Genomic DNA, 25,650 nt, shown 5'->3' with positions numbered 1-25,650 from the left:
GAATTGGGAATTAACTTTTATCATCTTTGTTAAATTTTAATTTTACATTCTCAATTCTTAATTCTTTACACATATAAGATATTATCTCGTTAAATAAAAATAAAACTCTTCGCCATCAAAATAAAACTTAACTTCAATCCCCTGCTTATTAACAACTATATTTTGAAGTTCTTCAAGTTTATCAAAAACTTTTGGAAGAGTTAAATTTATATCTAAATCATGTCTTTCAAGTTCAAGTTTTACATTACCTACAATAATATTTGCAAACTCTCCTATCATATCTACCATTTCTGTGTGATCAGTAAACTCTTCTCCTACTAATATTTTACTAATAGCCCGAGAGAGTTTTTCAGTAAAAATAAGTATTAATGTCCCATCTAAATCACCATAAAATCCAATTGAACTTGCAACTAAATCTTTTCTACTTGTGTCTATATTAACTTCTTTTATATTTGGTGACTCTTTTGTAGCTTTAACTCCTGTCATCATTTCAATAGTAGAAATTGTAGCATTTACAAAAAATGGCAATACTTTTACAAAATCTTTCGTAATTTTTCTACTTTTTTTATAAATTACACTACTATTATTTATTGCGTCTTTATAATCCTCTGAATTCAAAAACTCATTTTCATCTTTAAAAAACACAAAGCCAACTGCTTCTAAGTCTTGAATAAGTTTTGGTTGAATATATTTTTTAGATAATCCTATAATAGCAAGAAGTGCTCCATATTCTGCTGCTTCTACTCCAAGTTTTGAAAGAAATCTTACAGCATGAACATTCATACCTTTAACACCATTCATATCAAATATAAACACTTTAAAACCAATCAAGAGGTTTCTTCTATAATACTCTAAATCAAACATATTTGAAATATTTGTATCTAAAAAATCATTAAAATAAAAATATATTATCCCATTTTTCATAATAGCACTAACTCTATTTGCAATTCTTGAAATAAAAGATTTTTTAATAATTATTGCATCTACACTACCTATATCATCCATCGAATCAACAACTATAGGAGTAAAACCTTTTTTGACGAGATTAAAAATCAACATATTTTTATTTTGATCATCTTTAATACAACATAAAAATATAGGCTTATTTGGAGTGTAGTCTTCATCACAAAAAAGTTTCATAATCTCTTCTGATTCATAATAATTAAAAAAATAACTATCAAGATTGTTTAAAATATTTAAAACATTATTATTTGCATTAAAAATCGTACAATCAATATTTTTTTTATATAACATTTCAAAAACATCATTTAAAAATCTAATCGCATTCATATTGGCACTAATAATTTTACTAAAATCAACAATTACACACTTTATACCTTTTTTTTCCATCAAGCTAATATCTACTGGCATAATAATTTCAGATACAATTTTAGCATCTAAAAAGCCTTGGGGTTTAAAATAAACCTTATTACCTTTAAAAACTTTAATTACCCCCATCTAAATCCTTTAATGTTGCAACAAGTGCTTGAAGTTTATTGTTTACCTCTTTATATTCAAGCTCAGGCTTACTATCTGCAACAACACCAGCCCCAGCTTGGAAAATAACATCATCTCCTTTTATAAGAGCTGTTCTTATTGTAATAGCACTATCCATATTTCCATCAAAGCCAAAATATCCTATGCTTCCAGCATAATATCCTCTCTTTATTCCTTCATATTTTGCAATTAATTCCATTGCTTTAATTTTTGGTGCACCTGTCATAGTTCCTGCGGTGAAAGTCGCTTTAAATAAATCAAACATATCATACTTATTATCAATCTCACCTACTACATCACTTACCATATGCATAACATGGGAATACCTCTCAACACTCATTAATTCTTCAACTTTTACGCTCCCTGCACGAGCCACTCTTCCTACATCATTTCTGCCAAGATCTACTAGCATAATATGCTCTGCTACTTCTTTTGGATCGTTTATCATCTCCTCTTCAAGAGCTATATCTTTTTTGAGAGTTTCTCCTCTTTTTCTAGTTCCAGCTATAGGTCTTAGAAGTATTACATCATCTGTAAGTCTTACCATTACTTCTGGTGAACTACCTATTATCGCAAAATCATCAATATCAAGGTAATAAAGATAAGGGGAAGGATTTTTACTTCTTAGTTTTCTATAAAAAGATAATCTATCAATTTGGGCTTTTAGTTTTAATCTATTTGATAAAACTATCTGAAAAATATCTCCAGCTTTTATATTCTCCTTAGCTTTTTCAACCATTTCAAAAAACTTTTCTTTACTAAACACATATTTAGGTTCGGTTAAAATTTTAGCTTTTTTAAGAGGCTGATGTTTATAGGTAGAATTAATTAAATCTTTTAAGATATAAAGATATTTTTCATATTTTTTATCATTTATAATTATAGTTAGTTCTGAAAATTTGTGAGAAAAACCAATTACAATTTTTGGTCTTATCATATACAAATCAGGAATATTAGTTTCATCATTTAAACTATCCATACTTTCTTTTAAAACTGGCTCAAATACTTTTACCATATCATAACCAATATATCCTACAAATCCATCAACAAATCCAATCTTTAACTCTTTTGCAAGTCTCTTAAATTTATTTTTATCAATTTTAGAATAATACTCTTTAAAAAAAGAAAAAGGATTAGCTTTTATAACTTCTTCTTTTTTTCCATCAAAATACTCAGTCTTCTTATCCTTATAAACAACTCTTTCCTTTTCACCAACAAAAATAAATGAATAATTTCCATCATTGTTATTTATAACACTTTCAAGCAAAAATAGTCTCTCTCCCCTAAAAAGAGATTTTACTTGATTATAAATTGCAATTACACTAAATTCATCTACTAAAAATTTATCATAAACCATTATTTAACCTTAAAAATAAATGCTGTTTGTGAAATTGAAGCTTTTACTTTTTTTAAAGCTTTCTTTGCTTCTTTTTTAGTTTCAAAAGGTCCTATTAATATTTTTGTAACTTTAATTTTTTCTCCATTTTTTACAATATATGTATGATATGTTTTATAATTAAAACCTTCTTTTTTAATTAAAGATAAAAATTTTTTATTTGGTTTTGCATTTTTTAATAATGCTGCTACTTGAATATAATAATTACCTTGTGTAGCTTTTTTAGGAGCTTCTTTTTTTGGTTTCTCCTCTTTTTTTGGTTCTTCTTTTGGAGTTTCATTTATTTGTGGATTTATTTTTTCTTCTTTTATCTTTTCTTCTTTTGGAGTTTGCTCTTCTTTTGGTTTTTCTTCAATTAATTTTTGCGTATCTATATTGTTCTCTTGATTTTCTTCCACTTTTAGAGGTTTAAACTCTGGTGCATCTAGAGTAGTCTTTGGTTTTTCAACTGGAGGAATTATTTCATTATTTTCATTTTTTGAAGTAGTGTTTTGAAAAATTGCTATAGCTATTACAATTATTATAAATATTAAAAAGCCTATTGCTCCATATACTAAAGGCTTTTTTAAATCCTTTTTCGGTTCTGTATTTAATAAATCTTCTTTCATTTTCTCTCCTTACATATGTTTAGCCCAAGAAGCCCCTCTTTCTTTTTTATAAAGTCCATATGGCAAGTTTAAAATATTAAACTCCGGTGGCAATTCATCAGTTGGAAAAACTCTCCATTGCTTAGGAAGTTTACTAGCAAGCTTTAATGAAAGAGCTTTTCCAATCTGGATTGCCTCACTAAGTGTAGTATGTCCTTTATGAATATATAAATGTAAATGTCCTTTTGTCTTTGAATGATAAGCTGTGAAATTCAAAAAACCTTCTTCTCTTAAAAGTAAACTAGCCCTATTCCAAAATCTCTCAGGATCAATTCCATTATAATCAAAAACAATATTTTCAACTATATTTCTTTGTCTATTTATTAAATCATGAGCTATTATTTTTTTACCTTCTATATGCTCATTCATAACTTGAAGAGTCAAAGTTTTATCAATCTTTTCATATTTATCAAAAAATGTTCTACCTTTATAAACAATCTTTTGTACAATTTTATCCTTTTTTTCAAAATAATAGTTTCTATTTAATTTAATCATAGAAATATCCACTGTATATGTCACTTATTCTCCTTTAAAATACCCGCAAAAGCGGGAAAATTACAATTAGTAAGTAGGTCTGTCGTAAATCACAAACTTACTTGCAAGTTCTTTTAATTCTTTTGCAACTTTTTCTTGAAGTTCAAGATTATAAATATCATCAAGAACATCAGCTATTTTTTCTGCAATAAATCTAAATTCTTCTTCTTTCATTCCTCTTGCTGTAAGAGCTGGACTTCCAATTCTAATTCCACTTGTAACAAATGGACTTCTCTTCTCACCTGGTACTGTATTTTTATTTACAGTAATTCCTGCTCTACCTAGCGCTTCTTCTGCTTCTTTTCCGCTAAATTCTTTATATAAGAAGCTTACTAATACTAAATGGTTATCAGTACCCCCACTTACTAAATCATAACCTCTCTCAATTAAAACTTCTGCTAAAACTTTAGCATTTGCTTTTACCTGTCTTGCATAGTCTCTCCAACTCTCATCAAGGTTCATTTTGAAACCAACTGCTTTTGCCGCAATTACGTGTACTAGTGGCCCTCCTTGAATTCCTGGGAAAATAGCACTATTGATTTTTTTAGCATATTCTTCATTATTTGTAAGAATAAGCCCTCCTCTTGGACCTCTAAGTGTTTTATGCGTAGTAGTAGTTACTACATCACAATGAGGGAAAGGATTTGGGTGTTCACCTGCTACTACAAGGCCTGCAATATGAGCAATATCAGCCATTAAAATTGCACCAACCTCATCTGCAATTTCTTTAAATTTTGCAAAGTCAATCTCTCTTGGATATGCACTAGCGCCACAAACTATCATTTTAGGTTTAACTATTTTTGCAATATCTCTTACCATATCATAATCAATTCTTCCAGTTTTTTCATCAATTCCATATGAAAAACTATGAAAATATTTTCCTGAAAAGTTAACTTTTGCACCATGTGTTAAATGTCCACCATTACTTAAATCCATTCCAAGTAATTTATCATATGGTTTTAAAAGTGCTACATAAACTGCTCCATTTGCTTGGCTACCTGAATGAGGCTGTACATTTGCATACTCACATCCAAAAAGAGCTTTTGCTCTATCAATTGCTAGTTGTTCTACCATATCTGCAAATTCACATCCTCCATAATATCTTTTTCCAGGATAACCTTCTGCATATTTATTTGTAAAAACACTTCCCATTGCTTCCATAACTTCTGGAAGTGTAAAGTTCTCACTCGCTATCATCTCAAGATGGTCTGTTTGCCTTTTTAATTCTTTTTCTAGAATTAAATAAACATCTGCATCATAATTTTTAAGTAAACTCATTATATCTCCTTTCTTTTATTTAACATCGTCTTTATCAAAAATTTCTTTTTTTGGTTTCATTGTTGGGAATAAAATCACATCTTTAATTGAATGAGAATTAGTTAATAACATCACAAGTCTATCAATTCCTATACCTTCACCTGCTGTTGGAGGCATTCCATATTGAAGTGCCCTAATATAGTCATAATCCATATCCATTACTTCATCATCACCTTTAGCTTTCGCCTCAAGCTGTGCTTTAAATCTTTCATACTGGTCTACTGGGTCATTTAATTCATTAAATCCATTAGCAATTTCGCGTCCTGCTATAAACAGTTCGAACCTCTCAGCAAATTCAGGATTTTCATCATTTCTTCTTGCAAGTGGTGAAATTTCAATAGGAAACTCTGTTACAAACGTTGGATTGATAAGTTTACTTTCTACAAACTCATCAAAAAGTTCCGCCCAAAGTTTACCTTTTGAATCAATATGCTCCTCTACTTCTACTCCCGCATCTTTTAAATATTTTTTTAAAGCTACAACATCTTCAAGTATCTCTTCTGGAATTTTTCCAATCTGAATTAGAGCTTCTTTATACGTAATTGTACTCCATCTATCAAAATCAATTACCATATCACCATACTCAAGTTTTTTAGGAAGATTTAGTTTTTCAAATAAAAAGTCAAAAAGTTCTTTTGTTAATTTCATTAAATCTTCCATAGTATGATATGCCCAGTAAAATTCAATCATAGTAAATTCAGGATTATGAGTATGGTCAATCCCTTCATTTCTAAAGTTTCTATTAAGTTCAAATACAGCCTCAAATCCTCCAACAATAAGTCTTTTTAAGAATAATTCCGGAGCAATTCTTAAATTCATTTCGATATCAAGAGCATTATGATGCGTCATAAATGGTCTTGCATTTGCACCACCTACTACTGTATGAAGCATTGGAGTTTCAACTTCTAAAAATCCATGTCTCAAGAAAAATTCTCTAACTAAACTTACAATTTGACTTCTAAGCTTAAATCTATCACGAGTGTCTTTGTTCATAATCATATCAAGATATCTTTGACGATACTTAGTTTCAATATCTGTTAGACCATGAAATTTCTCTGGAAGTGGATGTATAGCTTTTGTAAGAATTCTTACATCATCTGCATGAATAGAAAGTTCTCCTGTTTTTGTTACAAAAGGATAACCATTTACTTCTACAATATCACCTACTTCAAGTGTCTTTTTAAGTAAATTAAACTTATCGCCTAAGTCATTTTTGCTCATATAAACTTGAAGAATTCCACTTTCATCTTCAATCTTAAAAAATGCAGCTTTTCCCATAAGTCTAAGAAATTTAATGCGTCCAGCTACTGTAAATTTTCTTGTTTCATCTCTTCTATTTTCAAGTTCAAAAACATCATTGTTTTTTTCTAAGAAGTCTTTTATTTTTGTATCTCTTTTAGAAAAATGGTCATATGGATTAAATCCTGCTTCTTTTAATTTCTCAGCTTTTGCCATTCTTTGTTTTACATATTCATTTGAAAACATTAATCTCCTTTAGGACTATTTAATTGGAATTTTAACATTTTTAATTGTATTTTCTAAGTTTTTAGGAGATATATTAATAATTATCTCCCCTACCTTTAACATATATGGAAACACAATACTATTTTTTGTATATTTTTGAATATTTTCCCTTATAAATGCAACCTGATATAAAAGTGTAATAACTACTGCTACAAGTATAAAAAATTTAGCACTTGAGAAAATAAAACCTAAAATTCTATCAAATACTCCAAGGGCACTTATTTTGAGTATTTTTCCAACTAAAAACCCTATAAAAACTGTAAAAATCCAAAACCCAATAAATACAGAAATAAATCCCACTAAATCAATGGCTGATTTGTTTGGTATATAAAAAATATGAGAGTTTATATAAACTCCAGCTTCATGATAAAATTTTGAAGCAAGAATTAGTCCTCCAATAATTCCTACAAGTCCTGCAATTTCTTTAATAAGTCCATCAAAAAAACCTTTTATTCCCAGAATAAGAGTTACACCTATAATAATTGCATCAAATAAACTCACAAATCTCCTTTTTTAATACGTATTATATCCATTTTTATTACTACTTTTCACTCTATAAAGAGCTTTATCTGCTCGTTTTAATAAACTTTCTATTGTATCTCCTTTTTTATGAGCCGCAATTCCAACAGAAATAGTAACTTTAATTATATGATCTTTATATTTTAAAGAAGTCCTTGATATTTTATTTATAATTCTTTCAATGATTTTTTGAGCATTTTGAAGAGTCGAACGGTTAAATACTATAATAAATTCATCTCCTCCTATTCTATACACTTTATCGGTTTTTCTTATTAAACTTTTCATAAATTGAGCTAATTTTATTAAAACAAAATCGCCAACTAAATGTCCATAAGTATCATTAATAGTTTTAAAATTATCTGCATCTATTATTGTTAAAATTAAATCTAAATCTTTATTTTTTCCATGAGTTAAAATTTTATTTAAATCTTTCTCAAATGCTTTTCTATTATATACTTTTGTAAGTGGATCAATCAAAAGTTCTTTATATGCTTTATCAAGTTCTGCTTCAAGTTCTTGAATTTTCTCTTCCATCTTATTAATTTTATTGATTAAGTCAACACCAAATTTTAAAATAGTTTCTTTTATTTCTTCTGAATCAGTACTCTCTATTTCTTCTATAATTTCTTTTGAAGAATCTTTTATATCTTTTGAAGTTTTAGTAATGTGAAATAAAGTTTCATGAGTTTTTTGAAACAACTCTTCCTGTACTTGAGGTTCTAAACATAAAATTTTAGGGTTTAAATTATTTAATATTCCTTTATCATATGCAATATTTACAAACACTTCTTTGTAATAAAAAGGAAAAGGCAACTTTCCTGCTTTTTTTAATTCATCTAATGTTTTTTGAGAAATTTCATATATAATTTCTTCCATATCTTAACCTTTTTTGATAATATCTATCTAAATTATACTAAATTAATCGGATATTAAGGAGAAAAATTGAGGTTAAGTAAACAAGATGCTATAAATTTAATAAAAAATGAAGATTTAATTACTTTAGGCCAAATGGCTCTAAATAAAAAAAGAGAGCTTCATCCTAAAAAAATAACTACTTTTATAGTGGATAGAAATATAAATTATACTAATATCTGCTTTATAGATTGTAAATTTTGTGCATTTTATAGACATAAAAAAGACAAAGAGGCATATATATTAAGTTTTGAAGAAATTGACAAAAAAATTGATGAACTAATTGAAATAGGAGGCACTCAAATTCTATTTCAAGGAGGAGTACACCCTAATTTAAAAATAGACTATTATGAAAATTTAGTAGAACATATACACAAAAAATACCCAGAAATTACAATTCATGGATTTTCTGCACCTGAAATTGATTATATTAGTAAAGTTAGTAAAATTCCTATAAAAGAAGTTTTAATAAGACTTAAAGAAAAAGGTCTTAGCTCAATTCCTGGAGCTGGAGCTGAAATTTTAAGTGATAGAGTAAGGGATATTATAGCTCCTAAAAAAATAAGTTCAAACAGATGGTTAGAAATTCATAAAACTGCTCATGAAATTGGTATGAAGACAACAGCCACAATGATGTTTGGCACAGTGGAAACAATAGAAGAAGTAGTAGAACACTGGGATAAACTAAGAAAACTCCAAGATGAAACTGGTGGATTTAGAGCATTTATTATGTGGTCATTTCAGCCTTATAACACAGCACTAAGAAAAGAAGAAATTGTAACACATAAAACTTCATCAAATAGATATTTAAGGTACCTAGCTGTAGCTAGACTTTTCCTTGATAATTTCAAAAACTTACAAAGTTCATGGGTAACACAAGGAAGTTACATTGGTCAAATGGCTTTACTTTATGGAGCAAATGATTTAGGTTCTACTATGATGGAAGAAAATGTAGTAAGAAGTGCTGGAGCTCAAAATAGAATGAATCAAGAGGAAATGATAAGACTAATTAAAGATGTAGGAGAAATTCCAGCAAAGAGAAATACAGCCTATGAAATACTTGAAATATACCAATAACAATGGACAATGGAAAATAGATAATGGAAAATGCGAACGAAGTGAGTAAAGGTGAGTAGAAGTATTAGAGGTTGTATAGGTTGTAGGTAATACCCCTAATACCTCTATTACCTACGCACTACAAACTCAAATAACCAATAACTAATATACAAATATACCAATTACCAATATACCAATTCTCAAAACTTTAAATTTTTTGATAGTAAATTAAATTTCCACCCATTTCTAGCTTCTTTTACTAATTCTTTTGAAACAGTTACAATTCCAAGTTCTTCTTTATTGCTAAGTTCTAAAACACTCTCTCCGTCAGGATCAATAACAAAACTTTTACCATAAAACTCCCAATCTAAATAGTTTCCTACTCTATTTACTCTAATTACATACATATTATTTAAGAAGGCCCTTGTCTTTAGCATCTCAAACCATCTTTGATGAGAGTTAAATGTACCTACACTTAAAACTGCTACAATATCAGCTTTTTTTTCTCTAAAGTATTTCCAAAATTCATCAAAATGAGATTCAAATCCAAAAAGTGCTGCTACTCTATATTTACCTATATTAAAAATTAAGGGCCTATTTTCTTTTTTATCAAAAAATTTTTCTTCATTCCAATGAGAATATGGCATTAAAACTTGGCTGTAATAATATCTAACTTTTCCATTAAAAAATTTTCCAATTGCTTTGTACTTTTTATCACTTTTTATTAAAACAATTGGAGCAAGTATTGTTATATTATAAGAGAGACTAAGTCTTTTTAGTAGTTTTATTTGATGATTTGATTGATTCTTTATAAAAGAAAGAGGCATTTTTTCTATTTCTTTAAAAAATCTATTTAAAAGATATTCTGGCAACAAAAAAAGCTTAGCATTTTCTCTTTTAGCACAAGCTAAATAATAGTTTAATTTTGCTTTATCAAGTGGAAGTGAATCAGATTGTAAAAAAGCTATTTTCATTTTATTTCTTGAAATTCAAGTTTTGCTTCTTCTATCATTTTTGTAGCTTCTTCAAGAAGCTTTACTCCTTTTTTATAATACTCCATAGCTTCAAAAAGAGTAATTTCAGGGTCATTTAATTTATCAAGAAGTTTTTTAGCTTCTTCAAGTTTTTTTTCAAAATCTTGCATCAAGAGCTCCTTTTAAAATATCACTAATTAAAAAATCAAATTTATCTATTTCTACCAAAAAACTATCATGACCATAATCACTATCAATTTCATAATATTGACATCTCCCCCCTACTTTATCCATATATTTTTTTATGTCTCTCATTTCTTCAGGGAAAAATAGAGTATCTCCACTAAATCCAATTAAAAACATTTTATCTTTAATTTGACTAAATGCATCATCTAGTGAATTAAACCCTCTACTTATATCAAATAGAGAAATTGCTTTTAATAAATAAATATAACTTAAAGCATCAAACCATTTAGGAAATAAAGCTGCATTATAATCAAGATAACTCTCAACCTGAAATCTACCAAAAAGTTCAAACATACCATCAGTTTTTACATATTCTCTCCCAAATTTTTTTTCAAATGTTTTAGGTGAAATATAATTTAAAAAACCAATCATTCTAGCAGCAGCTAAACCTTTTAACCCTTTTTCTTTTATAATTTCAGGATCATAATTTCCATTTTTAAATTCACTATCCGCCCTAACTGCTTCTATCATAGCTTTATTAATCGCAATAACATAAGGCCTAGTTTGGAAAGTAGTTGCTATTGGAATAATATATTCAGCAAATCCAGGAAAATCTACTGCAAGTCTTAAAGCTTGCATTCCTCCCATACTTCCACCAATTACTGCTTTTAATTTTTTAATTCCAAGGGAATCAAGCAAAATCTTTTGAGCTTTTACCATGTCTTTTATCGTAATTACTGGAAACTTAAGTCTATATCTCTCATTGCTTCCTGGATATATTGGACTCATTGGAGAAGTTGAGCCAAAACAGCTTCCTATTACATTTGTTGCAATTACAAAATATTTAGTAGTATCAATAGCTTTACCATCACCTATTAAAGCATCCCACCATCCAGGCTTTCTATCGCCATCATACCATCCAGCTGCATGATGAGAACCTGACAAGGCATGAGTTATTAATATTACATTATCTTTTTTTTCATTAAGCTCACCATAAGTTTCATATATAATTTGCCAAGGCTCAAGCAATCTTCCACTCTCAAGATACAAAGGCTTTGTAAATTTAGCAATTTTTGTTTGTATTTTCATATTAACCTTTTTTTAATGAAATTATATCTTCAATTGATACAGGTTTGCAAAAATTATATCCTTGAAAATAATCTACACCTATATTTTTTAATTTTTCAAAAACTTCCTTATTTTCAACAAATTCAGCTATAACCTTTATATTAAATTGTTTACTAAACTCAGTAATTAACTTTATTATTTCAAAATACTCTTTATTTTCAATATTTTGAATTAAACTGCCATCAATTTTTATAAAATCAGGTTCTAATGACAGAATATTTATTAAATTTGAATATCCACTGCCAAAATCATCAATTGCTATTTTACTCCCATAATATTTAACTTCATTTATGAATTTTTTAACTTCTTCAAAATTTTGAATACTTTCACTCTCTAATATCTCAAAAGTAATTCTATCTCCAATAGAAAATTTTTCTAGTAAATCTATTATAAGTTTTCTTGTTTCATGTTCTACAATATCAACAAAAGAGAGATTAATAGAAACTTCTTTCAAATCAAAAATCTTAACTTCTTTAAAAACTTTTTTTATCATAATTCTAGAAAATTCATGATATAGTTTAGCTTCTTTTATTATATCCATAAACATAAAAGGTGATAAGATCTCATTTTTAAACTTAAGCCTCATAAGAGCTTCATATTTTAAAATATTTCCATTATTATCTATAATACATTGATAGTAAGGCATTATATCTTCATTTTTTAATATTTTTCTTAATTTTTTTAATGTTTCAAATTTTTGCTGTTGCAAATTTTTTAAATTTTCATCATAAATCAAATATTTTATATTTTTTTTCTGAGCTATCTTTAATGCATTTTCTGCAGTTATAAACAAATTATTTTTTATATTACTTGCCCCTATTTTAAAAACAATCATAATATCTCCACACTCTATATCCCATTTTGAAATTTTTTTAAGTGTTTTATCTCCTACTTTTACTTTTAAAGGAACAGCAAACTCATCACTTCCTACTTTATAAACATTTTTAAATTTTGATTTTAAAAATTTTGCTATACATAATAAAATTTTATCTCCCACTTCAAATCCATATAAATTATTAATACTTGCAAAATCATCAATATCTAAAATAATTAAAGAATCAAATTCATTGATATCTTCTAATAATTTTACTTGATTTGGAAGTTTTGTAACTTTATCAAAATAAATTTTTTCATTTAAAAGTTTTTTTGACTTTTCATAACTTTTGTTAAGTCTCTCATAATCTTCTAATACTTTATTCATAATTTTTCTAGAAATAAAATAAGCCATTATAAAACTAACAATAGAAAATAAAATTAAAAGAAGCATCGTAGAAATAAAAAGCTTTTTTGTTTCTTTTATTATTTCTCTAGTAACTGCATTTATATCTTTTGAAATTTGAGAAATATAAATCCCCTTAGTAAAAATCATATTATATGGTCTATAAACAGAAAAATAAGAAATTTTCTTTTCATTCTTTCCAGTTTGAGGATTTTTAAAATAATACTCTAAAAAACATTCATCTTTTATTTTTAAACAGTTAAAATACTCCCTTCTATAATGATATCCTTTTATATCAGGTTTATCCATTGAAAGTTGTTTTCCAATTAAAGAGGAAATAGGATGATAAAATATTTTTCCAAATACTCCACTTTTTGCAAACCAATTAGTTACCTCTCCGATAGCTATATAATTTAAAGGCTCATATTTATTCAATTTGTTAATAAACTCTTTTATTTCATGTTTTATAATTTGATTCAAACTATCTAAGCTAAAAGCAACTCCTATAATTTTATTGCCTATTTTTTCCTCAACTCCTAGATATTTTTTTTCATTATAAATTACTATTAATCTTTTTTTCTCTCCAACTTTGATAAAAGTTTGAGTAATTTTTGGATAAACCATATCCTTTGAAATTATATAAAAAAACAACTCTGTAGTAGTGTGATTATGAAAAAATTCTTTTGCTCCGTGATAAGAACTTAAATAGTTTTTATATCCCATCTCCAGTATATTTTTTAAAATCCTCTCTGTTATATTAAACCCTATACTTCTTATACTGTCTACACCAGATATCGTACTTTTTAATTTAGTTTTTAAAATATCTTTTTCATTTCCAATTATTGCTTTTTTTGCTTTTTCAAACTCTTTTTTTGTAATTTCATTTATAAAAAAAGCATAAAAGACACCAAAAGACAACATCCCAAAAAATAAAAACAAAATAGGAATAATAAATATTTGATCAACTAATCTTTTCAAATGCCCCTCTTAAATCATCAATTAAATCTTCAACATTTTCAAGGCCAATACTAAGCCTTACAAGTCCTTCAGGAATTCCAGCTGCTTTTAATTCTTCTTTACTTAATTGTTGATGAGTAGTACTTGCTGGATGAGTTGCAAGTGACCTAGAGTCAGCAATATTTGTAACAAGAGAAAAAATATTAAGATTTTTTATAAACTCTTTTGCATGATTATAGCTTTCTAGTTCGAAACTTAAAATTCCTCCTCCATATTTTAAATATTTTTTTGCTAAATCATAATTTTCATCATTTTCTAAAAATGGATAACTAACCTTTTTTACTTTTGGATGAGACTCTAAAAACTTTGCAATTTCAAGTGCACTGTTTGAGTGTCTTTCAATTCTTAAATGAAGTGTTTCAAGACCTAATAAAAGTAGCCATGAGTTAAACGGTGATAAAACAGCACCATAATCTCTAAGTAAAGAAAGCCTTGCTCTTGCTATAAATGGATTATCAAACTTTTCATTATATACTAACCCATGGTAACTTTCATCTGGAGTATTAAAATGTAAATATATATCAGTTTTTAATTTTTCTTTTGCAAAAGGAGCTTCAATAATACATCCAGCAATTGCGCTTCCATTACCAACAATATATTTACTAGCACTATGAACTACTATATCAACTCCAAGATTTATTGGTTTTACTCCATAAGGAGTAGCCATTGTATTATCACAAATTGTAATTACTCCTTTTTTGTTTGCAATTTCTACTATTTTTTCAAAATCAGCCACTGTCAAAGCAGGATTTGCAACACTTTCAAAAATAATAGCTTTAGTTTTTTCATCAATCAATTCTTCAAGCAATTCAGGACTTTTTACATCAAAATATTTAGCTTTTATATCAAACTGTTTTATAGTATGATTAGATAAAGTAATAGTCCCTCCATAAAGTTTATTTGAAACAATAATATTGTCTCCAGAATTTACTAAATTTGCAATAGAATAAAATAAAGCAGCCATTCCACTAGCAGTAGCTAAAGCATCTATACCTCTCTCAAGTGCGGCAATTCTTTTTTCAAATACTCTGGTTGTTGGGTTTCCTATACGAGTATAAATATTTCCCTCTTCTTCTAAATTAAAAAGTCTTGCTGCATGGTCTGTATCATTATATTCATATGCGGTAGTCATATAAATTGGTACTTGCATAGATTTTTGTGTGTCTTTTTCATAACCTAAATGTAATGCTATTGTTGAGTCTTTCATAAAAACACCTTTTTTAGTAAAATTTTTATAAAAATTATACCATAAAGGATTAAATTGAAAGATAAAGTTTTTGCAAAACCTATAGAAAAACAGTTTGAATTTGATGAAGAAGTAGCAAGTGTATTTGATGATATGTTAAATAGAAGTGTACCCTTTTATAAAGAAAATTTAAATCTACAAATTGATATCTTAAAAAATTTTCTAAAAGATAATGATAAAGTTTATGACCTTGGAAGCTCAACTGGAACATTTCTTATCAATCTTGCTAAAAAAAGTGAAAAAAAATTAAACTTAATAGGAATTGACAATTCACTAGCTATGATTGAAAGAGCAAAAAATAAAGCAAAAGCATTTGGAGTAGATGTTAAATTTATTGAAGCAGATTTTTTGGATTATGATTTAACTAATTCAAAAGCTATAATTGCTAATTATACTATTCAATTTATAAGACCTCTAAAAAGAGAAAAATTAATAAAAAAAATTTTTAACTCTTTAAAGGATAATGGTATTTTTTTAATGAGTGAAAAACTCATAACTGAACATAAAAAACTAAATAAGATTATGATTGATATCTATTATGAATACAAAAAGAAAATGGGATACTCTGAATTTGAAATAGCCCAAAAGAGAGAAGCTCTTGAAAACGTCCTTATTCCATACTCAATGAATGAAAATATCCAAATGTTAAAAGAAGCAGGATTTAAAGAAATTGAAGTGATTTTTAGGTGGAATAATTTTGCTACATTTATCGCATTTAAAAATTAACTTAACTATTAAAATTTATGCTTATACTTCCAAGTACTTCAAACTTTGCATTTGGGTCTATTTCAGCATGTGATAATACTACTACATCAACTCCAAATCTCTCAAGTATTTCTGCTAAAGGTTTTCGAATAAGTGGGTCTACTATCAATACAACTGGTGCTATACCTTTATTAACAATTTCATTAGCAGCATTACTAACTTCTTCAACTAATTTATTCATTTCAGCAACTGTTAACATAAATTGCTTATTCTCTCCTTGTTGTTTTAACTTTGATAGTAAATACTGCTCAGTTGGCGCATCAAAAGTAACTAATTTAAGAGTACCATCTTCACTTTCATAAAGTCTTGTAATTACACGACTTAGTCCGCTTCGTACATGTTCTACTATAGTATCAATATTTTTAGTATACTCTGCAATATCAGCAATTGTCTCAAGTATAGTTATCATATCTTTAATTGGAATTTTTTCATGAAGGAGTGATTTTAAAACTCTCTGAATTAATCCAATATTTGCAACTTTTAAGGCATCTTCCACAATTGCTGGATAATCTTTTTTAACTCTATCAAGAAGTGCTTGAACATCTTGACGAGTTAAAAGTTCTTCTGCATACTTTTTAATTACTTCACTTATATGAGTGACAATTACAGTTGATGGATCAACTACAGTATAACCATTCATAAGTGCTTCTTCTTTTTTATCAGCATCTATCCATAAAGCATCTATTCCAAAAGCTGGCTCTTTTACTTTTATACCTTCAACCTCTTCTATCACCATTGGAGTAGACATTGCTAAAAATTTATCAGGATATATTTCACCTTTTGCTACTTCTACTCCTTTTAAAAGCACTTGATATTCATTCGGTCCAATATTTAAATTATCCTTAATCCTAATTTGAGGAACTAAAAAACCAAAATCTGCAGCAATTTTTTTACGCATTGCTTTAATTCTGTCAAGTAAATCCCCTCCTTGATTTAGATCAGCTATTTTTATTAACTGATATCCTATATCAAGTTCAAGAAGTTCAACTTTTAAAATATCTTCGAGGACTTTTTCTTCTTCTTTTGCAAGTTCTTCTGGAGATTTTTTAGTTTCTTTAGTCTCTTTAGCACTTTCTTTTTTATCTTTATCAGATAATTTTTGAGGCTGTTTTTTTGGTTTTTTTCTAAATTTATTTAAAATTTCACTTATTGGATCTACTCCTCTTTGAGTTTCCATCATCAAATATCCAGCAATTAAAAATACACTTCCTACAAAAAGCATACTACCAGTTGGAAATCCTGGAATAAATGCCATAAATATCACAATTATCCCAACAATCAAAACAACTTTAAAGTCTCTAACTAGCTGCTTTATAACACCTTCTGCAAAATTACTTTCATCTTTTGTAGCACGAGTAATTATTATACCAGTTGCCGTAGACACCATAAGAGCCGGTATTTGACCAACTAATCCATCTCCAACAGTTAAAATAGTATAAGTCTCAGCTGCCTGAGCTAAGTCAAGTCCATGCTGAAAAACTCCAATTAAAAAACCAGCAATAATATTAACAATTGTAATAATAATACCTGCAATTGCATCACCTTTTACAAATTTACTAGCCCCATCCATTGCACCATAAAAATTTGCTTCTTTAATTAATTCTTCTCTTCTTCTTTTTGCCTCATTTTCATCAATAAGACCAGCATTCAAATCAGCATCAATTGCCATTTGTTTACCAGGCATTGCATCTAGTGTAAATCTTGCTGCAACTTCAGCAACTCTTGTTGACCCTTGAGTTACAACCATAAAATTTATAACAACTAAAATAATAAATATAATAATTCCAATTACATAATTTCCTCCTATAACAAACTCTCCAAATGCAGTAATTATATTACTAACTGCATCAGGTCCTTCATATCCTTTAGATAAAATCATACGAGTAGTAGCCACATTTAGTGATAATCTATATAAAGTAACTATCAAAATTATAGTAGGAAAAGTTGTAAAATCAGTAGGTCTTGGAATATATAAAGAAAGCATTAAAATCAAAACTGCTACAGATAAAGAAATAGTAAGAAAAAAATCAAGTATTCCACTTGGGAGTGGAACAATAATAATTAATAAAATAGCAAAAACAAATGCTACTACCCCTAAATCCGTAACTTCACTAAATAAACGTAAAGTTTTTTTAAGTCTATTTAACAGTTCTCATCCTTATTACGTCAGCTAATGTATATTCTTCTAAAATTTTAGAAACTTCTTTTTCTACTTTAGCAAAAAAAGGCCAAAGTGAACAAACATGACTTCTATCTCTTGTACAGTCTTTTTTATTTGAAGAACAATAAAATATAAATGATTCTTTATCTTCTAATACTCTAAATACGTCAGCTATTTTTATCTCTTCAGGTTTTTTTGCTAAAATAAATCCCCCATGTATTCCTTTAAATGAACGTACAAAGCCTTTTTTTGAAAGGTTTTGTAAAAGTTTTGCTAAAAAAGGTTTTGGAAGATCAGTTAATTCTGAGATTTTATTTACATCTACAGGTTTATCAAATTTTGAAAGTTCAATTAGTGCTTGTAAAGCATACGCAGTTGACTTTGTAAATAACATTAAAAACCCTTTTTTTTTAAAATTATACAAAAACTATCCTTTTTATAAGAGTGTTATTTTAAAAATAACATTATTTTTATAGTTTTCTAAACTAATTGTTCCATTTAAAAAATTTTCGAGTACTATTTTTGAAAAATAAACTCCAAAAGAGTGAGGTTTACTTATTTGTTTTACCATAGTCGAATCCATAATCTTTTCAAAAAACTCTCTTTTAAGTCCAAAAATTGTTTCTTCTATTTTAATCGTTTTTGTTTTTGAATCTAAAATAATATTAATTTCAGGACTTTCTATACCATTTTCTTCAAAAAATATTTTAGTTCCCTTTAAAAAATTAATAAACATCTGTTCAAACATAACTCTATTGGCATTTATATAAAAATCATCTCCTATAATTTTTATTTTTATATTATAAGAATCAAAATAAGGCTTAACTAAAGACACAATGTATTCTATAGAATTTTTTACTGAAAAATTTACTTTTTCATCATTTACAAATATTTTTTCAAATTCATCAATTTTATTTGAAAGAAATTCGACCATTTCTTTTGCTTCATTATTTATATCCAATGTTTCTAATTTTTTTATTGGATATTTAAGCTGAAAAATAATGCCATTAATAATTCTTCTAAACGCTTCTTCTTTATACAAACTAATCTCTTTATCTCTTTTTTTTATCTCATCAATAGCAGCTTGGATTTTATCTTCTAAAGTTTTATTCATATTTTTAATTTTACTATTATATTTTTTTAACTGAACATTTTTTATAAAAAGAATAATTACAATTACAACAATAGTAAAAAACAAAACACCAAAACTTATTATCCACTCTTTATAAATTTCAAAAAAACTATTTGGTTTATTTACATAAACAACATTATCAAAATTTAACTTATACGCATTCACTCCAAATTTATTAAGGTTTTTTACATTTAAATACATTTTATTAGCTTTTTCAAATGTAAACCCTATGCTTTTCATATCTTTACCATTTAGGTAATCAATTACTTTTTTTGCAACCTCTCTACCTTGAGAGAAAGCATCAGTTACTTTACCTCCTACAATATTTGTTTTTTCAATATTAGCTAATAAGTCTGTATGAATTACTATTGGTTTGTTAAAGTATTGAGAAATTAGTACAATTGAATATTTATAGTTTATATGCCTACTATTAAGACAAAAACTAAAAGGAGTTAAAAGCATCATAGCACTGTGTTTTGAATAAAGTTTTATTTGTTCTAAAACATTATCTAAGTTTTTCTCATTAATATAAATAAATTTTATATTTTTAATATTTTTATAAGCATTTTTATATTCTTTCATTACAGATTTTGCTGAATTTGAATTATCAGCTATAACATAAATTGTATCAATCTTAGGATCAATTTTTTTTATAAATTTTAAATTAACAAGAGGTTCTTTTTTTTCAAAAACCCCTGCAAACACTTTTTTATCCAAAACTTTAGCAAGCTCTAAATTGTTAACTCCTGCAAAAAATATTTTTGACTTATTAAAAAGATAAGTCTCTTTATATTTTCGTATAAAATTTAATGCATTATCATCAGTTGTTATTACAATATCAAATTTTTTATTTTGATATTTATTTTTTAAATAATCATAAAAATTTGCTAGTCTAATAACTGTTGGTCTAAATACTTTAGTATCCATAAACTCAATATATATTTTTAAATCTTTCCTATCATTAATTTGATTTAAAATACCTTCAAGTTCAGTTTTAGTCCAAGCAAATTTAATTGAATATGAGTTTAATATTAATACATTTTTATAAGCATTAAGATTTATCATAAAAAAAACTAAAAAAATTAATGCTCTCAATTATTTCCTTTTTTATGCAATTTTATCAAATATTTGCTTTTTTATTAAAAAACAGATATACTTTCATTTCATGAAAATGAAATTTACCAATCAGGAGGCTAAAATGGCTTTGGATTCGGCGAAAAAAAGAGAAATTATCGCTAAATTCGGAAACAACGAAAATGATACTGGAAGTCCAGCAGTTCAAATTGCACTTTTGACTGAAAGAATCAATCAAATTAATGAACATTTACAAAAGCACAAACATGACCATTCAAGTAGATTAGGTTTACTTAAACTAGTTGGTCAAAGAAAAAGACTTATGAGATATCTAAAGAAAAAAGACCACGACAAGTATCTTGAAGTTATTACAGCTCTTAACCTTAGAGACAGAGTTTAATCTCTTCTCTTTTTTGTTTTTTAATTTATAGAGCCTGCCACTTTTATAAAACAGCAATTTATAAACTGATATGTTGCTATTAGTTAAAAATTTTTTATTATTTATTTAACGCTTTTCTTTCAATTTCATCTAATTTATCTTTGTATTTTATATTTTTTGGTAACAATATCCCATGAAAAAAATCAAACAGTGCTTTATTCCTACTTTTATGATTTAAAGCTTTCTCAAATAATTCAAATGCTTTATCTTCATTTTCCTCAATTTTAAAATTTTCATTAAAAAGAATAAAAACTCTTAATAAATCATCAGTAGTTGATTTTGGATTTTTAGCTATCTTTAATAGATCTTCAATCGTAAGTTTTTTATTTTCTTTTTCTTGTTTCTTATTTTTTTTTGGCTTTGATAATAATATTATAAACAAAACCGAAGCTATAACAAATAAAAAAAGATACAAAAGAAAAAAAAGAGGACTTTTAGGAATAAATGAAATAAAAAAGTTACTAATTTTTTCTATCACTTAAGTCTCTCAAGTACTGATTTTTCATGTGCTGTAAGTCCCTCAGTATTAGCTAAAATTGCACACTCTTTTCCCATCTCTTCAATAGCATGTTTACTAAACGAAATAATTGAACTTTTTTTCATAAAAATTTCAACATTCAAAGGCGAATAAAATTTAGCCGTACCGCCAGTTGGAAGAGTGTGATTTGGTCCAGCTATATAATCTCCTATTGGTTCTGGAGTATATTCACCTAAGAAAATTGCTCCTGCATGCTTAATTTTTGGAAGTAACTCAAATGGATTTTTTGTCATTATTTCAAGATGTTCTGGAGCTATTTCATTCATAAGAGTAATTGCTTCATCAATTGTATTTGTAACAATAATAACTCCTCTCTCTTCAATTGACTTTCTAGCGATCTCTTCTCTTTCAAGCTCTTTTAAAAATTTTTCAACCTCAATTGCTGTACTCTTAGCAACTTCTTTACTGTTTGTTATTAAAATACTACTTGCCATCTCATCATGTTCTGCTTGAGAGAGTAAATCAATAGCTAAATAATTTGGTTTTGCACTACTATCTGCAATAATTCCAATTTCACTAGGTCCTGCTATCATATCAATGTTTACATCTCCATATACAAGTTTTTTTGCAGTTGCTACAAAAATATTTCCAGGTCCTGTAATTACATCAACTTTAGGTATAGTTTCCGTTCCATAAGCTAAAGACGCAACAGCACTAGCACCCCCTACTTTAAAAGTCCTAGGACATCCGCAAATATATAAAGCTCCTAGCAATAACTCATTTGGTTTATTTTCTATAACAGGAGTAGTTACTACTATCTCTTTTACACCTGCTACAATAGCTGGTACTACATTCATAAGCAAGCTACTTGGATAAAAAGCTTTTCCACCTGGAACATATACCCCTGCCCTATCTACAGGTGTTACTTTTTGCCCAAGTATTGTACCGTTTTCTTCAAAATCAAGCCAAGATTTTGGAAGTTGTTTTTCGTGATATGCTTTTATTCTTTCATATGCTAAATGAAGTGCTTTTTTTAATTCATCATTAAGATTTTCATATGCTTTTTTCATTTCTTTATCACTAATTTCTAAGTCACTGTTAGTTTTTGGTTCCCATTTATCAAACTTTGCAATATGTCTAAAAAGCGCTTGATTTCCTTCTGTTTTAACTTCATTTATTATATTTTTTACAATCTCTTCTACATTTGCTATATCCATTTTACCTCTAGATAAAATTACCTCAAACTCTTTTCTAAATTCAGAGTTATTTATATCAAGTATTTTCATAACTTGCCTTTTTTTTAAGTAATTGTATCAAAAATGTTATAATTAAATAAAAAGGTTGTTAATGAAAATTTTACTATTAGAAGATGATTTTAATCTAGCCCAAACATTAAAAGAAATTCTATCACTTGAAAATTATGATGTAGATATAGCTTCAAATGCTTCTGAAGCATATGAAAAAACATTCTATAATAATTATGATTTATATATATTTGACATTAATTTACCAGATGAAAATGGAATTGAAGTTTTAAAAAATTTAAGAGAAGCAAATGACTCAACTTCAACTATTTGTATAACTGCTCTAACTGATCTAAATACTATGTCAAAAGCATTTGATGTGGGTACTGAAGATTATATAAAAAAACCTTTTGAACCAGAAGAATTACTAATAAGAATAAATGCAAAATTAAAAAATAAAAAAATAATTAAGATAAAAGATATAGAGTATGACCCAATAAATAAAGAAATAAAAAAAAGAGGTAAAATAATATCTCTTGGATACGTATTAAAAGATATTTTTCATGAACTAATCACAAATACAAATAAAATTGTTCCAAAAGAAAAACTTTTAAATTTAACAAATTCTCAAAGTGATGTAACCCTTAGAGTAAATATCGCAAAATTAAAAAACAAACTTGGAATTGATATAAAAAACATACGAGGAGAAGGATATACAATTGAAATTTGAAAAAAAGTTTTTAATTTATAGCTTTTTAATTATATTTAGTTTACTTTTAATATTAATTAGTATAATAAACTATAACGAATATAAAAAAGAAAAGCATTTTTTAATAGATAATATCAAAAAAAGCTTAAAAATTTGTTCTTATAAACTAAACTGTAAAAATATTAAAGTAAGCTTTGAAAAAAAAGCTAATAACTTAACACCTTTTACACTTGAAAAAAATGAAAAAACCTTTTATATGTTATTTGAGTTACCCCAGTTAAAAAAACACTTTCTAAAATTATCAATCTCTAAAGATTTATATAACAAAAAATTAAAAAAAGTAAAAAATAAAATTTTAAAACAGTTTTTTATAGAGTTTCTAGCCATTTTATTAATTACAATAATATTTGTATATATTTTATTAATCCCATTAAAAGAAGCATATAAAATTAATGAAACTTTTATAAAAGACATTTTACATGATTTAAATACTCCTCTTACTACACTTAAATTAAATTTATTTTTATTAAAAAAAGAGTTTGGTGAACACGACAGAATAAACAAAATAGAACAAACCATAAAAACAATTCTGAAATATCAACAAAATCTACAAATCTTTTTGTCAAATAATCCTAATCAAATAGAAACTTTCAATATTAAAGAATTAATTGATGAAAAATTAAAATTTTACTCAGCCAATTATCCTAATATAAAATATTCAAATACAGCAGACTATAAAATAACTATCAATAAAAATGCTTTTAATTCAATTTTAGAAAATATTATTAGCAATGCATTTAAATATAACAAAAAAAACGGAAGTATCGAAATTTTTTTAAAAGATAAAAAACTATTTATAAAAGATAGTGGAATTGGAATTAAAAACCCCAAAAAAATATTTAACAGATTTTATAAAGAGTCTCAAAGAGGCACAGGTATAGGAATGAATATTGTAAAAAAATTATGTGATGAACTCAAAATAGATATAAAAATAGAGTCTCAAAAAGAAAAAGGTACAACTGTTATACTTGATTTAAAAAGATATTGCTAACAAAACATTAACAAAACGTTTACACTTTTTATTTATACTTTTATTAAGAAAAAAATTACTAAGGAGTGAAAAATGAAAAAAATAACGTTATCATTAATTACATTAGGATTACTTGCTACTCAATCATTCGCACTTACAGCACAAGAAATAGAAAAAGAAATTCAAAATATAGAAAAGTTACCTCTTGAACAAAGAATTGAGAAAATGAACGAATTAAAAAATGAAATAAAACAACTAAAAGAACAAGAGAGAGCTGAAATTATAAAAGCTTTAGCAGAAAAGCATAATATAGAGCATGAAAAAAATACTAATAACATAGAAAAAGAAACTTATAAAAATAATAAAGAACTAGAAAAAGATGAAGTTGAAAATAATGAAATTGAAAATAATGAAGCTGAACACAACGAAATTGAACACAACGAAATTGAACACAACGAAATTGAACACAACGAAATTGAACACAACGAAATTGAACACAACGAAATTGAACACAACGAAATTGAACATAACGAAATTGAACATAACGAAATTGAACATAACGAAATTGACTAATATTGATAAAGGAAGCACATGAAGCAAATACTTTTATTAGGGGCTGCTGCCCTTATATGTTTTGGTGCAGTAAAAGATAGTGACTTAGATGGGGTACCTGATAATTTAGATAAATGTCCTAATACCCCTTTCTTAGAAACAGTAAATAAATATGGATGCTCAACAACTCAACTAAAAAAATTAAAGAAAAAAAACATAAAATTTAATCTAAATATTGGATATGAATATGATAAGTACAAATCTTATAATGATTCAAAAATAATTTTTACTTCCATATCTGCTAAAAAAAACAATATAAAAACAAGTATATTCTATTCTATAAAAGATGATAGTAATGGGTATAAATCAAATGACTTAATATGGTCTATTTATTATTATAACTCTTCAACTAAAAATACATCAATTAAAGCAGGTGTAAAAATGTATTTACCAACTAATTATAATAAAAAAACAGATTATGCATTTGTAATAAAAGGTTCTTATTACTTTAAAAAGTTTAATATTAGTTTAAGTGAGAAACACAAAATTTATGGAGAAACTGGTACAAATCCAAAAGATACTATTACTCTAAATATTGGGACTTTTTATAAAAAACTTTATGTATCTCCATATGTATATACTGAAAATTCAGCATATAACTCTTCTAAGTGGTATAAATATGCAGGACTAACTCTATTTTATCCTATTACAAACAAGATAGGAATAACTATTGATTCATCTTTTGATATGGAAGAATCACAAAATTATACTCTTACTGGAAGCTTAGGATATAGTTTCTAAGAATTCAAGCTTCCTTCTTTTTTTTGGAACCTTAAGTTTTATATATTCAAAGTATAATTTTTGTTATTTTATTTAACATAATATTTTTACTAT

General features: G+C 26.7%; 25 protein-coding genes. 7 read left to right on the top strand and 18 right to left on the bottom strand.

Going from position 1 to position 25,650, the window contains the following annotated elements; translation table 11 throughout:
• Positions 1-81 precede the first annotated feature (81 nt).
• Genes ACYQ1U_RS01560 through ACYQ1U_RS01525 form a run of 8 tightly spaced genes read right to left on the bottom strand, consistent with a single transcriptional unit; the run spans position 82 to position 8,310 of the window.
• Positions 82-1,458 (bottom strand): chemotaxis protein CheX, encoded by a 1,377-nt coding sequence (locus ACYQ1U_RS01560; RefSeq protein WP_459883505.1) that lies wholly within the window; start codon positions 1,456-1,458, stop codon positions 82-84.
• Positions 1,445-2,854, bottom strand: a complete 1,410-nt coding sequence (locus ACYQ1U_RS01555) for an anthranilate synthase component I family protein (protein WP_459883504.1) — start codon at positions 2,852-2,854, stop codon at positions 1,445-1,447. Before ACYQ1U_RS01555 ends, ACYQ1U_RS01560 begins: the two co-directional genes overlap by 14 nt.
• A complete protein-coding gene (locus ACYQ1U_RS01550) occupies positions 2,854-3,501 on the bottom strand; it encodes an SPOR domain-containing protein (protein WP_459883503.1) in 648 nt (215 codons plus the stop codon). Before ACYQ1U_RS01550 ends, ACYQ1U_RS01555 begins: the two co-directional genes overlap by 1 nt.
• Before the next feature lie 9 nt (positions 3,502-3,510).
• Entirely contained in the window at positions 3,511-4,059 is a 549-nt protein-coding gene (locus tag ACYQ1U_RS01545) for a DUF1882 domain-containing protein (protein ID WP_459883501.1), read from the bottom strand.
• A 42-nt stretch (positions 4,060-4,101) separates the two neighbouring features.
• Positions 4,102-5,352: a serine hydroxymethyltransferase gene (locus tag ACYQ1U_RS01540; RefSeq protein WP_459883500.1), complete on the bottom strand. Its 1,251-nt coding sequence runs from the start codon at positions 5,350-5,352 to the stop codon at positions 4,102-4,104.
• A 15-nt stretch (positions 5,353-5,367) separates the two neighbouring features.
• Positions 5,368-6,876 carry a lysine--tRNA ligase gene (gene lysS / locus ACYQ1U_RS01535; protein WP_459883499.1) on the bottom strand — a complete coding sequence of 503 codons (1,509 nt, stop codon included), beginning with the start codon at positions 6,874-6,876 and terminating at the stop codon, positions 5,368-5,370.
• Between the two features lie 15 nt (positions 6,877-6,891).
• The gene (locus ACYQ1U_RS01530) at positions 6,892-7,416 is read right to left on the bottom strand and encodes a CvpA family protein (RefSeq protein ID WP_459883498.1); all 525 of its coding nucleotides are present in this window, start codon (positions 7,414-7,416) and stop codon (positions 6,892-6,894) included.
• A 12-nt stretch (positions 7,417-7,428) separates the two neighbouring features.
• On the bottom strand, positions 7,429-8,310 hold the full coding sequence (locus ACYQ1U_RS01525) for a GGDEF domain-containing protein (RefSeq protein ID WP_459883497.1): 882 nt from the start codon (positions 8,308-8,310) through the stop codon (positions 7,429-7,431).
• Positions 8,311-8,376: 66 nt separating this feature from the next.
• On the opposite strand from ACYQ1U_RS01525, the gene ACYQ1U_RS01520 reads away from it, so the two are divergent.
• Positions 8,377-9,423 (top strand): dehypoxanthine futalosine cyclase, encoded by a 1,047-nt coding sequence (locus ACYQ1U_RS01520; protein WP_459883496.1) that lies wholly within the window; start codon positions 8,377-8,379, stop codon positions 9,421-9,423.
• A 179-nt stretch (positions 9,424-9,602) separates the two neighbouring features.
• Here the strand turns inward: ACYQ1U_RS01520 and ACYQ1U_RS01515 are convergent, their stop codons facing one another.
• Genes ACYQ1U_RS01515 through ACYQ1U_RS01495 form a run of 5 tightly spaced genes read right to left on the bottom strand, consistent with a single transcriptional unit; the run spans position 9,603 to position 15,133 of the window.
• Complete coding sequence (locus ACYQ1U_RS01515; RefSeq protein WP_459883495.1) at positions 9,603-10,376, bottom strand: carbon-nitrogen hydrolase family protein; 774 nt, start codon at positions 10,374-10,376, stop codon at positions 9,603-9,605.
• On the bottom strand, positions 10,373-10,546 hold the full coding sequence (gene xseB, locus ACYQ1U_RS01510; RefSeq protein WP_459883494.1) for an exodeoxyribonuclease VII small subunit: 174 nt from the start codon (positions 10,544-10,546) through the stop codon (positions 10,373-10,375). Before xseB ends, ACYQ1U_RS01515 begins: the two co-directional genes overlap by 4 nt.
• Positions 10,533-11,651 (bottom strand): homoserine O-acetyltransferase MetX, encoded by a 1,119-nt coding sequence (gene metX, locus ACYQ1U_RS01505; RefSeq protein WP_459883493.1) that lies wholly within the window; start codon positions 11,649-11,651, stop codon positions 10,533-10,535. Before metX ends, xseB begins: the two co-directional genes overlap by 14 nt.
• A 1-nt stretch (position 11,652) precedes the next feature.
• Positions 11,653-13,887 carry an EAL domain-containing protein gene (locus ACYQ1U_RS01500; protein ID WP_459883492.1) on the bottom strand — a complete coding sequence of 745 codons (2,235 nt, stop codon included), beginning with the start codon at positions 13,885-13,887 and terminating at the stop codon, positions 11,653-11,655.
• On the bottom strand, positions 13,871-15,133 hold the full coding sequence (locus tag ACYQ1U_RS01495; protein WP_459883491.1) for an O-acetylhomoserine aminocarboxypropyltransferase/cysteine synthase family protein: 1,263 nt from the start codon (positions 15,131-15,133) through the stop codon (positions 13,871-13,873). The genes ACYQ1U_RS01500 and ACYQ1U_RS01495 overlap by 17 nt, the downstream gene beginning before the upstream one ends.
• Before the next feature lie 54 nt (positions 15,134-15,187).
• Here ACYQ1U_RS01495 and cmoA point away from each other — a divergent pair, with 54 nt between their 5' ends.
• Positions 15,188-15,898: a carboxy-S-adenosyl-L-methionine synthase CmoA gene (gene cmoA, locus ACYQ1U_RS01490; protein WP_459883490.1), complete on the top strand. Its 711-nt coding sequence runs from the start codon at positions 15,188-15,190 to the stop codon at positions 15,896-15,898.
• A gap of 1 nt (position 15,899) precedes the next feature.
• Here the strand turns inward: cmoA and flhA are convergent, their stop codons facing one another.
• Genes flhA through ACYQ1U_RS01475 form a run of 3 tightly spaced genes read right to left on the bottom strand, consistent with a single transcriptional unit; the run spans position 15,900 to position 20,325 of the window.
• Complete coding sequence (gene flhA, locus ACYQ1U_RS01485) at positions 15,900-18,086, bottom strand: flagellar biosynthesis protein FlhA (protein WP_459886359.1); 2,187 nt, start codon at positions 18,084-18,086, stop codon at positions 15,900-15,902.
• Entirely contained in the window at positions 18,076-18,492 is a 417-nt protein-coding gene (locus ACYQ1U_RS01480) for an RrF2 family transcriptional regulator (RefSeq protein ID WP_459883489.1), read from the bottom strand. The genes flhA and ACYQ1U_RS01480 overlap by 11 nt, the downstream gene beginning before the upstream one ends.
• Positions 18,493-18,534: 42 nt before the next feature.
• Positions 18,535-20,325, bottom strand: coding sequence for a hypothetical protein (locus tag ACYQ1U_RS01475; protein WP_459883487.1), 1,791 nt, complete (start codon positions 20,323-20,325; stop codon positions 18,535-18,537).
• 103 nt (positions 20,326-20,428) lie between these two features.
• Between ACYQ1U_RS01475 and rpsO the strand changes: the two genes are divergently transcribed.
• Positions 20,429-20,704, top strand: coding sequence for a 30S ribosomal protein S15 (gene rpsO, locus ACYQ1U_RS01470; protein WP_459883486.1), 276 nt, complete (start codon positions 20,429-20,431; stop codon positions 20,702-20,704).
• 97 nt (positions 20,705-20,801) lie between these two features.
• Here the strand turns inward: rpsO and ACYQ1U_RS01465 are convergent, their stop codons facing one another.
• Entirely contained in the window at positions 20,802-21,221 is a 420-nt protein-coding gene (locus ACYQ1U_RS01465; RefSeq protein ID WP_459883485.1) for a hypothetical protein, read from the bottom strand.
• A complete protein-coding gene (gene hisD, locus ACYQ1U_RS01460) occupies positions 21,218-22,507 on the bottom strand; it encodes a histidinol dehydrogenase (protein ID WP_459883484.1) in 1,290 nt (429 codons plus the stop codon). Before hisD ends, ACYQ1U_RS01465 begins: the two co-directional genes overlap by 4 nt.
• 61 nt (positions 22,508-22,568) lie before the next feature.
• On the opposite strand from hisD, the gene ACYQ1U_RS01455 reads away from it, so the two are divergent.
• The 4 genes from ACYQ1U_RS01455 (at position 22,569) to ACYQ1U_RS01440 (ending at position 25,557) form a co-directional block, all read left to right on the top strand.
• Positions 22,569-23,195: a response regulator transcription factor gene (locus tag ACYQ1U_RS01455; protein WP_459883483.1), complete on the top strand. Its 627-nt coding sequence runs from the start codon at positions 22,569-22,571 to the stop codon at positions 23,193-23,195.
• Complete coding sequence (locus ACYQ1U_RS01450; protein WP_459883482.1) at positions 23,185-24,225, top strand: sensor histidine kinase; 1,041 nt, start codon at positions 23,185-23,187, stop codon at positions 24,223-24,225. Before ACYQ1U_RS01455 ends, ACYQ1U_RS01450 begins: the two co-directional genes overlap by 11 nt.
• Positions 24,226-24,297: 72 nt before the next feature.
• The gene (locus tag ACYQ1U_RS01445) at positions 24,298-24,777 is read left to right on the top strand and encodes a hypothetical protein (RefSeq protein ID WP_459883481.1); all 480 of its coding nucleotides are present in this window, start codon (positions 24,298-24,300) and stop codon (positions 24,775-24,777) included.
• Positions 24,778-24,795: 18 nt separating this feature from the next.
• Positions 24,796-25,557, top strand: a complete 762-nt coding sequence (locus tag ACYQ1U_RS01440) for a thrombospondin type 3 repeat-containing protein (protein WP_459883480.1) — start codon at positions 24,796-24,798, stop codon at positions 25,555-25,557.
• Positions 25,558-25,650: the final 93 nt, after the last annotated feature.

Source organism: Caminibacter profundus (genome assembly GCF_054657155.1).
Note: the sequence above shows the minus strand (reverse complement) of the source record. Positions and strands in the feature narration are given on the sequence as shown.

Excerpts from the sequence above, each read along its gene's own strand:
- ACYQ1U_RS01480 (WP_459883489.1), bottom strand. The coding sequence starts at position 18,492 with ATGTTATTTACAAAGTCAACTGCGTATGCTTTACAAGCACTAATTGAA.
- ACYQ1U_RS01525 (WP_459883497.1), bottom strand. The coding sequence starts at position 8,310 with ATGGAAGAAATTATATATGAAATTTCTCAAAAAACATTAGATGAATTA.
- lysS (WP_459883499.1), bottom strand. The coding sequence starts at position 6,876 with ATGTTTTCAAATGAATATGTAAAACAAAGAATGGCAAAAGCTGAGAAA.
- ACYQ1U_RS01440 (WP_459883480.1), top strand. The coding sequence starts at position 24,796 with ATGAAGCAAATACTTTTATTAGGGGCTGCTGCCCTTATATGTTTTGGT.
- ACYQ1U_RS01515 (WP_459883495.1), bottom strand. The coding sequence starts at position 10,376 with ATGAAAATAGCTTTTTTACAATCTGATTCACTTCCACTTGATAAAGCA.
- ACYQ1U_RS01445 (WP_459883481.1), top strand. The coding sequence starts at position 24,298 with ATGAAAAAAATAACGTTATCATTAATTACATTAGGATTACTTGCTACT.
- rpsO (WP_459883486.1), top strand. The coding sequence starts at position 20,429 with ATGGCTTTGGATTCGGCGAAAAAAAGAGAAATTATCGCTAAATTCGGA.
- metX (WP_459883493.1), bottom strand. The coding sequence starts at position 11,651 with ATGAAAATACAAACAAAAATTGCTAAATTTACAAAGCCTTTGTATCTT.
- ACYQ1U_RS01495 (WP_459883491.1), bottom strand. The coding sequence starts at position 15,133 with ATGAAAGACTCAACAATAGCATTACATTTAGGTTATGAAAAAGACACA.
- ACYQ1U_RS01550 (WP_459883503.1), bottom strand. The coding sequence starts at position 3,501 with ATGAAAGAAGATTTATTAAATACAGAACCGAAAAAGGATTTAAAAAAG.
- ACYQ1U_RS01455 (WP_459883483.1), top strand. The coding sequence starts at position 22,569 with ATGAAAATTTTACTATTAGAAGATGATTTTAATCTAGCCCAAACATTA.
- xseB (WP_459883494.1), bottom strand. The coding sequence starts at position 10,546 with ATGCAAGATTTTGAAAAAAAACTTGAAGAAGCTAAAAAACTTCTTGAT.
- ACYQ1U_RS01560 (WP_459883505.1), bottom strand. The coding sequence starts at position 1,458 with ATGGGGGTAATTAAAGTTTTTAAAGGTAATAAGGTTTATTTTAAACCC.
- hisD (WP_459883484.1), bottom strand. The coding sequence starts at position 22,507 with ATGAAAATACTTGATATAAATAACTCTGAATTTAGAAAAGAGTTTGAG.
- ACYQ1U_RS01540 (WP_459883500.1), bottom strand. The coding sequence starts at position 5,352 with ATGAGTTTACTTAAAAATTATGATGCAGATGTTTATTTAATTCTAGAA.
- ACYQ1U_RS01555 (WP_459883504.1), bottom strand. The coding sequence starts at position 2,854 with ATGGTTTATGATAAATTTTTAGTAGATGAATTTAGTGTAATTGCAATT.